This window comes from Microbulbifer maximicatervae (SeqCode) (assembly GCF_052468095.1).
This window is the reverse complement of record NZ_CP174332.1, coordinates 4,943,583-4,958,012: the sequence shown is the minus strand read 5'-3', so window position 1 is coordinate 4,958,012 and position 14,430 is coordinate 4,943,583. Positions and strand designations below refer to the sequence as shown.

General features: G+C 45.9%; 17 protein-coding genes. 16 read left to right on the top strand and 1 reads right to left on the bottom strand.

Translation table 11 applies throughout. From position 1 onward, the window contains the following. The first annotated feature begins 261 nt into the window (after positions 1 to 261). The 5 genes from ACJJIL_RS22030 to ACJJIL_RS22010 all read left to right on the top strand — a co-directional run bounded on the left by ACJJIL_RS22030 (position 262) and on the right by ACJJIL_RS22010 (position 4,791). Entirely contained in the window at positions 262 to 741 is a 480-nt protein-coding gene (locus ACJJIL_RS22030; protein WP_445359242.1) for a hypothetical protein, read from the top strand. A 45-nt stretch (positions 742 to 786) separates the two neighbouring features. Continuing rightward, entirely contained in the window at positions 787 to 1,461 is a 675-nt protein-coding gene (locus tag ACJJIL_RS22025; protein WP_445360774.1) for a hypothetical protein, read from the top strand. A 359-nt stretch (positions 1,462 to 1,820) separates the two neighbouring features. Continuing rightward, entirely contained in the window at positions 1,821 to 2,231 is a 411-nt protein-coding gene (locus ACJJIL_RS22020) for an ACT domain-containing protein (protein ID WP_444911866.1), read from the top strand. A 14-nt stretch (positions 2,232 to 2,245) separates the two neighbouring features. Next, complete coding sequence (locus tag ACJJIL_RS22015; protein WP_444906748.1) at positions 2,246 to 2,989, top strand: hypothetical protein; 744 nt, start codon at positions 2,246 to 2,248, stop codon at positions 2,987 to 2,989. Between the two features lie 176 nt (positions 2,990 to 3,165). Further along, on the top strand, positions 3,166 to 4,791 hold the full coding sequence (locus ACJJIL_RS22010) for a M28 family metallopeptidase (RefSeq protein WP_445360773.1): 1,626 nt from the start codon (positions 3,166 to 3,168) through the stop codon (positions 4,789 to 4,791). 26 nt (positions 4,792 to 4,817) lie between these two features. Here the strand turns inward: ACJJIL_RS22010 and ACJJIL_RS22005 are convergent, their stop codons facing one another. Then, on the bottom strand, positions 4,818 to 5,537 hold the full coding sequence (locus ACJJIL_RS22005; protein WP_445360772.1) for a 4'-phosphopantetheinyl transferase family protein: 720 nt from the start codon (positions 5,535 to 5,537) through the stop codon (positions 4,818 to 4,820). Between the two features lie 356 nt (positions 5,538 to 5,893). Here ACJJIL_RS22005 and ACJJIL_RS22000 point away from each other — a divergent pair, with 356 nt between their 5' ends. Genes ACJJIL_RS22000 through ACJJIL_RS21950 form a run of 11 tightly spaced genes read left to right on the top strand, consistent with a single transcriptional unit; the run spans position 5,894 to position 14,428 of the window. After that, on the top strand, positions 5,894 to 6,619 hold the full coding sequence (locus ACJJIL_RS22000) for a beta-ketoacyl synthase chain length factor (protein ID WP_444934574.1): 726 nt from the start codon (positions 5,894 to 5,896) through the stop codon (positions 6,617 to 6,619). Positions 6,620 to 6,623: 4 nt separating this feature from the next. Further along, a complete protein-coding gene (locus tag ACJJIL_RS21995) occupies positions 6,624 to 7,394 on the top strand; it encodes a lysophospholipid acyltransferase family protein (RefSeq protein ID WP_445360771.1) in 771 nt (256 codons plus the stop codon). Continuing rightward, on the top strand, positions 7,391 to 7,648 hold the full coding sequence (locus ACJJIL_RS21990) for an ApeE family acyl carrier protein (protein WP_108731261.1): 258 nt from the start codon (positions 7,391 to 7,393) through the stop codon (positions 7,646 to 7,648). The genes ACJJIL_RS21995 and ACJJIL_RS21990 overlap by 4 nt, the downstream gene beginning before the upstream one ends. An 11-nt stretch (positions 7,649 to 7,659) precedes the next feature. After that, positions 7,660 to 7,914 (top strand): acyl carrier protein, encoded by a 255-nt coding sequence (locus ACJJIL_RS21985; RefSeq protein ID WP_202862844.1) that lies wholly within the window; start codon positions 7,660 to 7,662, stop codon positions 7,912 to 7,914. A 47-nt stretch (positions 7,915 to 7,961) separates the two neighbouring features. Continuing rightward, on the top strand, positions 7,962 to 8,462 hold the full coding sequence (locus tag ACJJIL_RS21980) for a COG4648 family protein (protein WP_445360770.1): 501 nt from the start codon (positions 7,962 to 7,964) through the stop codon (positions 8,460 to 8,462). A gap of 9 nt (positions 8,463 to 8,471) precedes the next feature. After that, positions 8,472 to 10,178, top strand: a complete 1,707-nt coding sequence (locus tag ACJJIL_RS21975) for an ApeI family dehydratase (protein WP_445360769.1) — start codon at positions 8,472 to 8,474, stop codon at positions 10,176 to 10,178. Next, positions 10,171 to 10,911 (top strand): glycosyltransferase family 2 protein, encoded by a 741-nt coding sequence (locus ACJJIL_RS21970; protein WP_282930482.1) that lies wholly within the window; start codon positions 10,171 to 10,173, stop codon positions 10,909 to 10,911. Before ACJJIL_RS21975 ends, ACJJIL_RS21970 begins: the two co-directional genes overlap by 8 nt. Then, positions 10,908 to 11,831, top strand: coding sequence for a lysophospholipid acyltransferase family protein (locus ACJJIL_RS21965; protein WP_282930481.1), 924 nt, complete (start codon positions 10,908 to 10,910; stop codon positions 11,829 to 11,831). The genes ACJJIL_RS21970 and ACJJIL_RS21965 overlap by 4 nt, the downstream gene beginning before the upstream one ends. Continuing rightward, positions 11,828 to 13,387 carry an HAL/PAL/TAL family ammonia-lyase gene (locus ACJJIL_RS21960; protein ID WP_445360768.1) on the top strand — a complete coding sequence of 520 codons (1,560 nt, stop codon included), beginning with the start codon at positions 11,828 to 11,830 and terminating at the stop codon, positions 13,385 to 13,387. Before ACJJIL_RS21965 ends, ACJJIL_RS21960 begins: the two co-directional genes overlap by 4 nt. Further along, positions 13,377 to 13,811, top strand: coding sequence for an acyl-CoA thioesterase (locus ACJJIL_RS21955; RefSeq protein WP_445356393.1), 435 nt, complete (start codon positions 13,377 to 13,379; stop codon positions 13,809 to 13,811). The genes ACJJIL_RS21960 and ACJJIL_RS21955 overlap by 11 nt, the downstream gene beginning before the upstream one ends. Next, positions 13,811 to 14,428, top strand: coding sequence for a LolA family protein (locus tag ACJJIL_RS21950; RefSeq protein ID WP_445360767.1), 618 nt, complete (start codon positions 13,811 to 13,813; stop codon positions 14,426 to 14,428). The genes ACJJIL_RS21955 and ACJJIL_RS21950 overlap by 1 nt, the downstream gene beginning before the upstream one ends. Positions 14,429 to 14,430: the final 2 nt, after the last annotated feature.

Here is a 14,430-nt window from a genome sequence, read left to right as displayed (position 1 = left end):
ACTACCTGCAAAATTGACTCCCCATTCTCTTTGTGAATTTGTCGTAAATTTGAATATTTTTAACGTTTAACCTGCCACCGTTGTAAATTGCGTCTAGCCTTACTTTTCGAGGGATGTGAAAAATAGCGCCTAAGCATTTTTTCACGCCGATAAGTGAGGCTTTAGCCCCGTAATCGGAAAGGAAAATTGGCGGCTTCCCCAGTCGTCTTTTGAATAACCCGCCCCCTGTAATGTACTGGGGCCGATACCGTAGGGCAGCGCATGAAGTTTTTGCGTCTTTTACCAAAGCGGCATTTTATCAAGCCGGTTGTTCCATTTGTCACAGCAATTTTCCTAGCGATACCAATGTGGGCCTCGGCGGAGTCCGCCCAGCAAAAGTGGGCGGGAAATTGGCTGGTTGTGAGTGAAGGCGATGATCAATTAGTGTGGCAACTGCATGCCGATGGCTCCGGCTATGCCTATGGATTTAATGCCAAAGGCCTATTGACCCATGGTTTTGCCATTAACTGGCAATTGGATGGTGACCGGGTGCGAGTTAAAACGGGAACATCGGTGCGCTGTAAGGGCGGGATTGTATCTGTCGCATTTCGAGATTGGAGCCGTGCCACCCTCCTATTCGCAGTGATTGATGGCCGTCATTGGCTGCAGGCGGGCGGTGGACTTCTGAGCTTCCAGCGTCGGTTGGCTGACTGGCGAACCCCCAAGGCCGGAGCAAGTTGCCCGGATATTGTCAGTCGCTAGCAGTTTATCTCCGTGCGAACACTGTTTAATCCGCGCGTGGAAAAGATGAGTAGTGGGTGGGAATGGATAAAATTCTATCTCTTCCTGCCACTGCTAATTTTTGCCGTAAGTGCAAATGCCAGTGAAGAGAAACGAAAAACACTCAATGAAGGCTGGCATGCAAAATCACGCTACGATGCCAGTCAATGGGTTGGGGCCTGGCTGATTTCCCGCGATGGTGAAGCGCGGCATGTCTGGAGTCTCAAGCCCGATGGTACTGGGAGATCCTACGCTTTTTTAAGGCAAAATGGAGAGATGCAATTCGTATTTGGATACGATATTAATTGGTATTTTGATCCATTTACTCAAATGGCCAATATAAAGACCGGACGCAGAATTATTTGCAAGCGAGGGAAGATTTATCCCTATTTTCTCACTCTAAAATCCTACGAAAGCGACTATGCGGTGAGGGGAAATTTTGCCTGGCAAACAACATGGACAGAAGTGAGTATTGGACGAAATCGCCTGCATAAATCCTATGTAGTTTTTGTAGCCCCCCTGTCCGCATGGCACGATCCAGATAGAGATTCACCCTGTCCCAAATTTCCCCGTGTGCGCCTGGAAAAGGATATTGATGCGGTGCTGAAGAGCTGGGAGGTTGAACAGGATTCGTCGGAAGTGGATACAACTCCGGCACCCAATGAACCGGAATTTGATGGTGAAGAGCTGAGAAATCCGTAACTTCTCACAGTCATTGGGGCAACTTCTCTCAATAAGAATTAATCCCATCAATATATTTTTAACTTTCCAACAGCTAAAATCCGATTTCTCTAAGCTTCAGGAAAGCTCTTAAAAATATTTAGTTATTAAACTGCCAGCTCTGTTCGGAAAATAATTCTAAAAAAATGCGTGATCTTATTTTTTCCAAATTAAAATACGCTGCCGGGTAATAGAGAGCCCACAAAAAGTAGTTTTAGAGTTGGACTATTTTCACCTGAAGACAGGTATTAATCAGAAAGATTGATCCAAAAGCAGTGCGACCGTGTAGAAACCGGTCGTATTAATCAGGTTGGAGAAAACTTCCAGACGGCAAAGAAAGCATGAAAGCTGATCTATCCGTAGTGAGAGCATTGAGAACTTTGTATCCCAAGCTGCACGATGAAATCTATGTGTTTTGTCAGGTTTCAGATAGTCGGTTTACAGATATTTTGTCAGAGAGTTTGTGTTTCTTCCGAGAAGGTGAGGGAATGAGTGTGATACTGCCTCAACGTTCGGCTCGGCAATTAGATATTGCCGCAAGCGCCCCCTTTCGCCAAATCACTTTGCAGATCCTGGCTGGTCTTGATGCGGTGCGGGTTATTCCTGTGGTCGCCCAGGAATTAATGGAGGCTGGAATAGATACCAGCGTGGTATCCACACTACACCGTGATCACATTTTTGTCCCTGATGAGCGCGCGGAATTTGCAGTAAAAATTCTGCGCGGTATTCGAAATCGAGTTCAATATAGCTGATATGTAGCTTGCCAGTGCGTATCAACTACCCCCCCACAGAGCCTCATGGTGAGATTCGCCAACTGTTGCCTAATTTTTTTTATGTTCCCGGAACTATCAAACTAGCGCCGGGGGTTACTATCAATCGCAATATGGGAATCGCTCGCTGGCAGGATCACCTTACCTTGATTAATCCCATCAGATTGCGTCCACAGCAGGAGGAAAAGTTAAAAGATCTTGGGCGTGTGAGTCACGCGATACGGCTCGGCTATCACCATGGACGTGATGATCTCTACTACAGAGACCACTTTGATCTTACCTTTTGGACACAGCGCGGCTCAGATTTTTATCCGCCAAAAGCAGATAAGGTGTTGCGACAGGAGGATGTTTGTCCAATACCGGGGGGGCGCTTTATTGTCTTTTCCCAAAGTCAGTTTCCAGAAGCCGTATTGTGGCTCCCGTTTAGTGGCGGACTACTGGTCAGTTGTGATGCCCTGCAGTACTGGCAGTCATGGAATGGATGTACCTGGTTTGGTAAAAACCTGCTGAGGTTTTCTGGTATCCGCCGAGGTATGCAGATTGCTCCCTCCTGGAGAGCAAGGGTGACACCAAGTGATAAAAATCCCAGGCTGTGGTTGAAGTACGACTTCGAACAAATCCTAAGGCAGCCATTTTTGCACTTTCTTGCGGCTCATGGAGATTTTTGTGCGGATAATGCCTACGAGAAAGTAGCTTATGCGGTTGGACAAGCGTTCCCCGGTTTGGGGAAGGCTGCATAGATGAGTTTAGCGAGTACAGTCAGGGCGCAGCTCACTGGGCCTCAGCTTAGATTGCCCTAAATCGTGGTAAGATGGGCAATTGCTCGACGGTCCACAAGCACCTGTAGTGGTGCGATTTCAAATGACCTGTCCGTATCAACAATCACGCTTTGTATTCCTGAGAAGTAGCACTCCCCATGAGAGTTAAAAGTCTATTGGGTGCCCTGGCTATGGCACTATTGGTGGCTTGTACCACCTCCAGCATTAACAGCACTGGCCCCATTGCAGATAGTGATTACATCCGTAGAGATATCAATTTTCTCGCATCAGCGGAACTAGAGGGTCGCGATACCGGTAGCGAGGGTTATCGCCAAGCGGCACAGTATGTGGCTGGCCAATTTAAAAATATGGGGCTGATTCCAGCAGGGGAGCAAGGTTACTTCCAGGAAGTGCCTTTTCGCAGTGCCAGTTGGGATGGGAGTGATCCTGAATTTGTCTTAGAGGGCCAGAACGATGAAATCGCCATGCAATTTGGCGAGGACTTTCTAGCATCGCCCTCCGCACTGAGTGAGCGCTCGCAGATCAATGCCGAGTTGGTATTTGTCGGTTACGGTATTGAGGCTCCGGATTTTGGCATTAATGACTATCACGGCCTGGATGTACAGGGAAAGATTGTCGTTGTGTTGGCAGGCCGGCCGCAGAGCTTGCCCAGTGAAGTGGGGGCACACCACTCCTCTCCTCGCACCAAACGCCAGGTTGCCGCAAAACATGGCGCTGTGGGTTTTGTTCGCCTGTATACGCCTGAGCGGGAGAAACGCCGCCCATTTGACTACTATGCGAAGCACCGTTTTGACGACACTTTTGACTGGGTGAAAAAGACTGGTATGCCCGGTAGTGCAATCCCGGGGATGCACCCGGGAGTTATGTTGAGCATCGCTGCAGGCGGCAAGCTGTTTGATGGCGCTGAGCGCAGTCTTGAAAGTATTTTTGCCGATATCGAGCAAGGAAAAACTCCAGAAGGCTTCACCCTTAGTTACCGTGCAAAAATGAGCAGCAGCTCTAACCACAAGCGCGTAACCAGCCCGAATGTAGTGGCCGTTTTACCGGGAAGTGATCCACTCCTGAAAGATGAATATGTTGTTTTTTCCGCACATCTGGATCATGTTGGAAAGAAAGAGGACGGCGAGATTTACTACGGTGCCCAGGATAACGCTGCCGGTATCGCGGTGATGTTGGAAACCGCACGTCTTTTTGTTGAATCCGGGCAAAATCCTCGAAGGTCACTGCTGTTCGTTGCTGTTACCGCAGAGGAAAAAGGTTTGCTGGGATCGGATTATTTTGCCGAGTACCCCACGGTGCCACTGGAATCGATCGTAGCCAATATCAACCTTGATATGCCCATGCTGCTCTATCCATTCCGCGATATTATTGCTTTCGGTGCTGAACATTCATCTTTGGGGCGAGTTGCGGAGGAGGCTGCAAACCGTTCCGGGCTTAAACTCAGTCCCGATCCTATGCCGGAGGAAGTTATCTTCGTGCGCAGTGACCACTACAATTTTGTCCGTCGCGGAGTGCCCTCAATCTACTTGATTACCGGAAGGGAGGCAAAAGACCCCAGTGTGGATGGTACTGCTGCACAGATGGCTTTCTTCCGCGAGCGCTACCACAAGCCAGGGGATGCTGCGGACGAGCAGATTAATTATGAGGCGGCTGAGCAATTTACCCAGGTAAATTACCTGATTGCCCGGCAAGTTGCCGATGCCGACAGTCAACCATATTGGTACGAAGGTGATTTCTTTGGGGATTTATTTTCCAGGGATTGAGCGGTTTGAACACCCTGGGAGCAACCCTAACTGAAACCATTGATTGGCTTCAGGATAGTACTATCGCTTGTTCTCCCGCAGTGGCTAGCTCTAAATGTGCCTATTGGGTTTACGACAGAGGTGGCTTGATTGTGTTTAACCGCAAGGCTTAAGTAGGCTCCAGGCTTCGGCTGTCCTGTCCACAATAGGTAATTCTTGTACGGATGGTTCAATTGCTGAGGTCGGTTAATTACAGGAGCTGAGGCCAGCAGCTGCCCCAAATCGACACCAGAACATTTAGCTAATGCTTCTTTGGCGGTCCATTTAGTGAGGAAACAAGCAGCTACTTGCGATGCCGGGAGCGAGTTTAGTTCGGTTATCTCCGCCTTGTGGAAGTATTGCTTAGCCATGGCCAACCAATTCCTTTGGTGGGACTCATTTTCGCAATCAATACCTACTGGAGTTTCCGCTATTGCTACGGCAACAAAGTCATCGGAATGGCTTATGGAAATATGACAAAGGGGTTTTCCTCTAACCATAGCAATGGTCGGTGCTTCGGCCTCAATTGTAATTTCCCAAGGTGAATACTCGTATTGCTCCGCAATTAAAGTGCGCAGTAATATTCGCCCGGCCAGGAACTGGGCTCGGCGTTTAATACTGTGTATTTTCTCCAGCCGTGAGAGCTCAGTGCTTCCCAGCAGGTGAATGGAATCTCCCTGCCAGTTTCCTGACCAGTTATTGAAGGAAGAGCAGGTAAAGTAAGGCATTTGATAACCCCTAAGAATTTGTTCCCTTTGGAAGAGATGGAATCTGGTCGACTTAAAAAACCTTCACTTTAACGGCTGGGGGGCTGTGCAATACAAGTTTTCCATGGCAAATGTGTACCATGGTACGAGAGAATAAGTGGTCGGAAAAGCCCGTGTATTTCACTGTAATCTAAGGCCGCGCATCGACCTATAATTCAGCGCTTTTACTGGCGGCTATTGGTCATTTTGTGTACCATTCCCGCCCTGTCTCTGGTCGCGCAATACCTATTAGCCAACTAAAAATAATGGTGGGAAAGGCCAGCTTCAGCTTTTTGATTTTGGGGGATGGAGCTCTGCTCCAGAATTAATGTTTGGTTATGGAATTTGTTGTCAGTAATTGGCGAGCATGGTGCTCGGGAATATCAGATCAATCGGATTGGCAGGGTTGGCGTAGAGGAGAAAAGCAGCTTGGTGGAAATAGCCAGGCGGATGTGTCTTTTCTTCCTGCAATGCAGCGCCGTCGTTTGAGTCCGCTGGCTAAAGCCGTTTTTAATACCGCTTTTCCGCTATTAGAGCAGGAAGATATTCCTTTACTGCTTTGCTCAGTGCATGGCGAAGCAATGAGGACTTATTCCTTGTTACAAGGCGTTGCAGCAAGTGAAGACCTATCGCCAACTGCATTTGGACTTTCTGTACACAACGCAATTGCAGGACAGTTCTCTATTGCCTGTAAAACCAGGTCTCCAGCACTTGCGTTAGCTGGGGGAGATTTTCCTATGCAGTCAGGTTTTATAGAGGCTGCTGGACTACTCCAAGAGGGTGCTGAGGAATTGCTTTTAGTGTTCTGTGAAGAAACACTACCTGAGATGTACTATCCCAGCGCTGAGAGCTCAACATATATTTGCGCAACGGCTATGCGCTTGGCGAAACATAAATCTAGTGATACAGATATAAAACTATCGTTAACTGCCAGTGAATGTGCAGGAGCTGAGTCAGTATTTGCAGAGCCTGATTACCAGCTTCCGTTGATTAGATCTTTGATTGATCGCGAGGGGCGTATACCTGTTTCAGAGAGATGGGAGCTACAGATCAATGCCAGTTAACTTATTGCCGGCAAAGAAAAAAGACAAGTATTGGCTAAGGTTGGTCGCTACGGCGATAGCATTTAGCCTGTTCGGTATCGGTGGATTGATACTGCGGTTTGTTCTGTTCCCACCATTAAAGGTGATCTATCGGGACACAGAAGTTCGAAAATGCAAGGCTCGTTTGTGTATCCACAACGCTTTTCGATTGTTTATTGGCTTTATGCATATCACGGGTATCTACACCTATCAATTTCGTGATGAACAAAAGTTAGCTAAACCAGGCCAATTGATATTGGCAAATCATCCATCGCTTATTGATGTGGTATTTCTAATATCCCGAATACCGAATGCCAACTGTATTGTAAAAGCCAGTTTATTTAGAAACCCGTTTATGCGCGGCGCGGTAATGACTGCAGGCTATATACCTAATGATGACCCGGAACAGATTATCGAACTGGCTTCGAAATCACTACAAAAAGGGGAATCAGTAGTTCTCTTTCCAGAGGGAACTCGCTCTGTACCAGGACAACCGTTTAGGTTTCAGCGTGGGGCAGCCTATATGGCGTTACGCTCCGGGGTGACCCCAACTCTGGTAACAATACGGTGTAATCCACCGATGCTGATGAAAAATATTCCTTGGTACAGTATTCCTCTGAGTCGACCACATTTTCAATTCGATGTGAATGAATCAGAGAGTTTTATTCAAGTAAAAGAAAAAGATGAAACACCACAAGTAGCCCGAGAGGTTACTCAAGAATTAAAAGCATTTTTTACCGAGGAGTGTGCTGCGTGAAAGAGTTAGTTGAAGAGCTTAAAGTTCTGATTATTGATGTATTAAATCTGGAAGATATTACTCCAGAAGAAATCGTAGCAGATGAGCCCCTTTTTGGAGAGGGCTTGGGGCTGGATTCTATTGATGCACTAGAGTTAGGTCTTGCTCTGCAAAAAAAATACAACATATCAATAGATGCAGAAAGCGAAGATACAAAATCGCATTTTGCTAATGTGAATAGCCTGGCAAATTTTGTCAGCAGCAGCCGCGCATAATAGAGGTATTTATGTTGAATAGCAGAGAAGAAATTTTACCAAAATTGACCGAAATTCTGGTTGAGATGTTTGAGGTCGATGAGGCAGATATAACAGAAGAAGCCCACCTCTCTGATGATCTTGATATAGATAGTATTGATGCTGTGGACCTAATTGTTCGCTTGAAAGAAGTAACAGGAAAGAAAATTGCACCTGAAGAGTTCAAAAGTGTAAGAACTGTTGGAGATGTAGTTGGTGCAATTGAAAAGGTAATGGCAGAGAAGTGAGTCGATTCGCGCAGCTAATATTGGTCATTATTCTGACACTGTACCCTATGGCAATTTACTTTGGCATAGAATACTTGTCTTTAAGTAGTATTCTGTTACTGCTGTTGATAGTTGCGGTTTTAAGGGTATTGTTTGGCGGCGCGAATAAGGCGATTGGCACCAAGTTAATGGCTGTGGCCTTGGCTTTTGTTGTTGGGGTTTCCTGGTTAAGGGGCGACTCAAACGGACTTCTTTGGTATCCAGTTCTTTGTAATCTGATTCTATTTTCACTGTTTTTTTACAGTTTGAGTCAACCGCAAACATTAGTAGAACGGCTTGCTCGCCTTACGACTCCAGATTTACCACCTGAAGGTGTCCTATATACACGAAAGGTTACCAAGGCATGGTGTCTATTCTTTTTAATTAATGGAAGCCTCGCACTGGCAACTGTTTTAAACGGCGATATGAAAGTCTGGACTCTTTACAATGGCCTTGTTTCATATGTGCTAATGGGAATTATGATGGGTGGTGAATGGCTACTGCGTCGTCGCGTCCAAAATAAGGTGTGAGTTAAGGTCGTGGACAAAGTACAGTTTGAACAGGTGTTTGGATACTCGAATGACCAAGCAGTAGTTAGCTATTCAAGTCGTGGGGAAATTTCATTCGCACGATTTAAGCGTGAATTGGCATTTGTTGAGCGAAAGCTAAAAAAATCCCTAAACGAAGCTGGGATCAAAAAAGCTGCCATTTTCTGTGAAGATAGTTACGAGTTTAGTTTACTTTTTTTTGCCGCTATGTCTTGTTGTGAAGTCGTTGTTATTCCGGCAAATAACAAGCGATTTACCCAGCAAAAACTGGGTGAGCAAACCCTATTACTGGGCAGCTGGGAAGACAGCTCGGCATTTAGTATAAATATTCCGGATCAATATAGCGAAGAGCTTTTTGTTCCCAGTTATTTTGATGCTGGTATTCAATTATTCACATCAGGAACCAGTGGTGAACCACAAATCGTTGATAAAACCTTATATCAATTGCTCAACGAGGTTAAGGCCCATAATCTGAAGTGGTCATCCCGGGTGGTTAATACAACTACTTTGGCAACAGTAAGCCACCAGCATATATATGGCTTACTGTTTAAATTACTGTGGCCGCTAGCCAGCGGGCGTCGATTTGTTAGTAAGACTTATGTGGATATTGTGGGATTACTCCAAGACGCCCAGAAATGGGGGCCTGCCGTGTGGGTTGCAAGCCCTGCACAATTAAGCCGCCGTATTTCTTCCTGGCCATGGGAGTTAGGAAAGTCCTTAGTGGATATCTTTTCTTCTGGGGGGCCTTTACTGGAAGTAGATGCAAAGGCGATTGATCAGTTGTGTGGAATCCAGCCCATAGAGGTCTATGGAAGCACTGAAACCGGGGGGATTGCCTGGCGTAATCAATTGCGTCAGAAAAGTTGGAGTCCACTAAAAGGAGTGAACATTGCAAAAAATAGCGATGGGTTACTCAAAGTCTCTTCTCCGTGGTTACCCAAGGAGTTTATTTGTCAGGACAAAGTACAAATAAGTACAGACGGTATGTTCGAACTTAAGGGGCGGGCTGATCGCATTATTAAGATTGAAGAGAAAAGAATTTCTCTTACACAGGTTGAGTCCCTACTAGTTGGAAGCTCATATATTGTAAAAGCCAATGCACTTGTCCTGGAGCGTAAAAGAAAATTAGTTGCCGCTGTTGCCACACTTACGGAATCCGGGAAAGAACTATTGCAAAAGAAAGGAAAGGCTTCTCTTGTTCGTAAACTTAGAGAAACCCTGGCCAAGGATCTTGATGGCGTGGCTGTGCCACGTTCTTGGCGTTTTGTTGATGAAATTCCCACTAACTTACAGGGAAAAATAACGAGAGACCTGCTAATGCAACTTTTTGATGAAATTCCGGCAGCAATGGTGCCACAGATTATTAGCAGCGAAATATTAGATAATACTCGTCAAGTTAATTTTACGGTTAATGACGATTTGCCTTGCTTGGATGGTCATTTTGAAGGCTCACCGGTAGTGCCGGGAGTGGTACAGCTGGATTGGGCTATGCATTTTGGCCGCCCACTTGTAAAAGCCGGCAGTACGTTTACCCAAATGGAAGTGATTAAATTTAAGCAGTTAATGATGCCCGGTGATGCTGTCACTTTATCTTTGGAGTTCAGCCAGGAAAAGAACAAATTAAATTATTCTTTTCGAAACACTCAAGATGGCAATATAGAATATAGCAGTGGTAGGTTGTGCTTCAGCCATGTCTAACTTTTGTTTTGTAATACCCGTTTATAATCATGAGGGGGCGATCGCACAGACGCTGGCATCTCTGGATGGCTTTAACCTGCCTTACATTCTGGTAGATGATGGCTGTGATAAACCCTGTAGAATTGAACTACAACGCTTAGAGCAGAGCTATGGTCCCCGGGTTCACTTGGTTGTTCGCCAGGCTAATGGTGGAAAAGGTGCTGCGGTAAAAAGTGGTCTGCGAGCTGCGAAAGAGCTTGGATATAGTCATGGAATTCAAGTCGATGCCGATGGTCAACACAGCCCCGCTGACATACCTCAATTCCTAGAAAAAAGCAGAAAGTGCCCTGATTCACTGATTTGTGGCTATCCGCAATACGATAAATCAGTACCTAAAGTTCGTTTGTGGGGACGCTATCTAACTCATGTATGGATCTGGATTAATACTCTTTCTCTGGAGATTAAGGATTCCATGTGTGGGCTACGTTGTTATCCCTTATCTCGAACTGTAGATTTGTTAGATAACGAGTATACTGGTGATCGAATGGATTTTGATCCAGAGATCTTGGTACGGTGGTATTGGAGCAAAGGCGGTCTTTGCCAGGTACCTGTTAATGTGAGCTACCCAATAGATGGCGTTTCCCATTTCCGGGGATTTGAGGATAACTTCCTTATATCGGCAATGCACACCCGTCTATTTTTTGGCATGTTGGCCAGAACTCTGCGTATTTCGACAGTAGGGCGAAAAGCGTGAGTAATTTACACTGGTCAAAATACCGGGAACAAGGCTTTTTCCTGGGCATCAAGTTCTTATTCTGGTTGCATCACTGGTTGGGTCCGATTGCCTTTAAAGTTGCGGTATACCCGGTAGTTTTATGCTATTACCTAAAAAATCAGAGTGGCCGCAATTCGATCCGTGAGTACTTGGAATTATTCACCAAACGCTACCCATCTAGCGGTATAGAACCGAATTGGAAAACCGGATTTAGAATTTTTCTTAATTTTGCTAACAGCGCTAGAGAAAAGCTTGAAGCCTGGTTTGTGGGTATCCCGGATAGTCAGGTAAATTTCCCAAAAAGAGCGGGTCTTCACCAGTTGGCGGCTAGTGGCCAGGGTGGATTAATAATTGGCTCCCATCTCGGGAACCTGGAGGTTTGCAGAGCGCTTGGCAGCCTGACAAAGGTACGGGTAAATGTGCTAGTGCATACAAAGCATGCGGTGAAATTTAATCGCATGATGAAGATGCTCAATCCCCTGAGTCAAGTACGGCTTATCCAGGTGACAGAAGTAACTCCCGCTCTAGCGATGCGACTCTCCGAGGCTGTTGAGGCTGGGGAGCTGGTTGTTATTGTCGGTGATAGAACACCTATTAACTCTATGGGGCGCACCTGCGAGGCAGAATTCCTAGGGCGAAAAGCGCCTTTTCCCCAGGGGCCATATATTCTTGCTGCGCTGCTCAAATGCCCGGTGTACACGCTTTTCTGTCTGCGTAGTACTTCCGGATACGATATTTATATGGAAAAACTCTGCGATCGCGTTGTGATGAAACGCGGTGACAGAGAGGGGCATATTCGCTCTCTTGTCGAGGAGTTTGCACGACGGTTGGAACGCTATTGTCATATAGCACCTTTGCAATGGTATAACTTTTACCCGTTCTGGGATCAGCAAAAATGAATTCAGCAGTACTACAACGAACCCAAATAGTCTTTGATGGCACAGATCTATCTATTGATCAGGTAAACACCATTGCAGCTGGCCGTGGCGATATCTCTCTATCTGATGAAGAGGGCTTTGTCGCAAGGATAAATCGCGGTGCCGAGTTCCTGGATAACCTTTGGCAGAAGGAAGGTGTGATCTACGGAGTAACCACTGGATATGGTGATTCCTGTACCGAAAGTATTCCAGCAGACCTGGTGGAAGAGTTACCTCATCGGTTATTTACCTTCCATGGTTGTGGAATGGGGGAAGTCTTTACTCTTGAGCAAAGTAGAGCGATTGTTGCTGCCCGGATTGCCAGCCTTGCAAAGGGCAGTTCAGGGGTCCGATATCGGCTGTTGCAGCAATTGGTTTTGTTACTTCAGAAAGACATTATTCCGGTAATTCCCCAAGAGGGTTCTGTGGGAGCCAGTGGCGACTTGACCCCACTGTCTTATGTTGCTGCGGTTTTGTGCGGGGAGCGCAAAGTTTGGTACCGAGGCCACCAGAGAGATACTGCTGAGGTATTCGATGAATTACAGATTGAGCCATTAAAGCTATATCCAAAAGAGGGTTTAGCAATAATGAATGGCACCGCCGCAATGACTGGCTTGGCGTGCTTAGCCTACAAACGGGCAGAGTATCTAGCACAGCTGAGTGCTCGTATTACCTCCATGATGAGCATTGCACTGGATGGCAATGCCTATCATTTCGATAGCGCGCTTTTTGCAGTGAAGCCTCACCCCGGTCAAAACCAAATTGCAAAGTGGATTCATGACGATCTCAATGTTGGTGCTGCTCCAAGACAAAATAGTCGATTGCAGGATCGCTATTCACTTCGGTGCGCTCCCCATGTAGTTGGTGTGTTACAGGACTCTCTGCCCTGGCTCCAGCAGTTTATTCATAACGAACTAAACAGTGCCAATGATAACCCGATCATTGATGGTGAAAACGAGAGGGTGCTTCATGGTGGGCACTTCTATGGTGGGCATATAGCCTTCGCCATGGATAGCCTGAAGAATGCGGTAGCAAACCTCTCTGATTTACTGGATCGACAAATAGCCCAACTGGTAGATGTTAAGTTCAATAATGGGCTCCCGGCAAACCTATCAGGTGTAACCGGGCCTCGAAGATCAATTAACCATGGCTTTAAGGCTGTTCAAATTGGTGCGAGTGCCTGGACTGCTGAAGCACTAAAGCAGACCATGCCCGCAAGTGTTTTTTCCAGATCAACGGAGTGTCATAACCAGGATAAGGTCAGTATGGGCACCATTGCTGCCAGGGACTGTATCAGGGTATTACAGTTAACGGAGCAAACAACCGCAGCGGCACTGATGGTTGCTTGGCAGGGCATTCAGCTTCGAGTTCGTAGTGGAGGAGTGGATTTGGAAAAATTATCTACCGCTCTTAATACCACAATCAGGCAGATAGGAGATGAATTTTCTTTTCTGGAGGAAGATAGAGAGCTTGAACAGCCATTGAGAAAATTCGTTTCGTTAATTCAGCAAAGACATTGGCGCTTATATGAAAACTAATAAACCTATGCGCCCTGAAAAATGGACGGCACAAGTTGAACTACAAATTCCTTTCCACGATGTGGATATGATGGAGATAGCTTGGCATGGGCATTATGCAAAGTACTTTGAAATAGCCCGATGTGCATTGTTTGATCAGTTGGAATATAACTACCAACAGATGAAGGAATCAGGTTTTGCCTGGCCGGTCATAGATTTGCGCGTACGATATGCAAAGCCTTTGCGATTTCAGCAGTGGATTGTTGTTCGCGCTGAGGTTTCTGAATATGAAAATCGATTTAAGATCAATTATACGATAACAGATAGAGATACCGGTGTACGCTTAACAAAAGGACATACCGTACAGGTAGCTGTCGAAATAAGCAGTGCCGAAATGCTGTTTGCATCGCCTCCAATTTTGCTGGAAAAATTGGGGGTAAATTAGTGATGACTGCCAAGCGTTTGGTTTTATTTTTTATTTGCTTTCTATTTTCCACAGTAACTTCTGCTTTGACTTCAGAGCAGCAGGCGGTTTTGCGGGAGATAGAGAAAAATATTGTGTCATCTCCACAGATGCTTGGCACTTTTTCCCAGACAAAGAGGCTGCCCCAGTTGCCCAGGCCTCTGGTTTCTTCAGGCATCCTGGCTATTTCTGAAGAGTTAGGATTAAGCTGGCGAATAGAGAATCCAATAGAATCCCATCGAATATTTAAGCTAGATGATGCTGATTCTGGGAATCGGGTCAATAGCAATATTGTAGGAAATCATGTAGCTGATCCTCTATTAAAGATTATCAGTGGTGATTTTAGTGAGCTAGATCAGACTTTTACGGTGGGACCAGAGATCGCAGAAGAGCAATGGCGAATTAACTTAATTCCCAAGCAAGAAGCTTTTAGAAAGGTTATTGAATCGATAGAAGTCGTGGGAGACAAAAAGATTCGGAAAATAGTACTAGCTGAAGCCAACATGGCAATTACTGAAATAGATATTATAAATTTACATTCAGTTGAAGCTAATAACAGTCAACTACTGAGTGAATTCTCAGAAGATAACCAGAAATAATC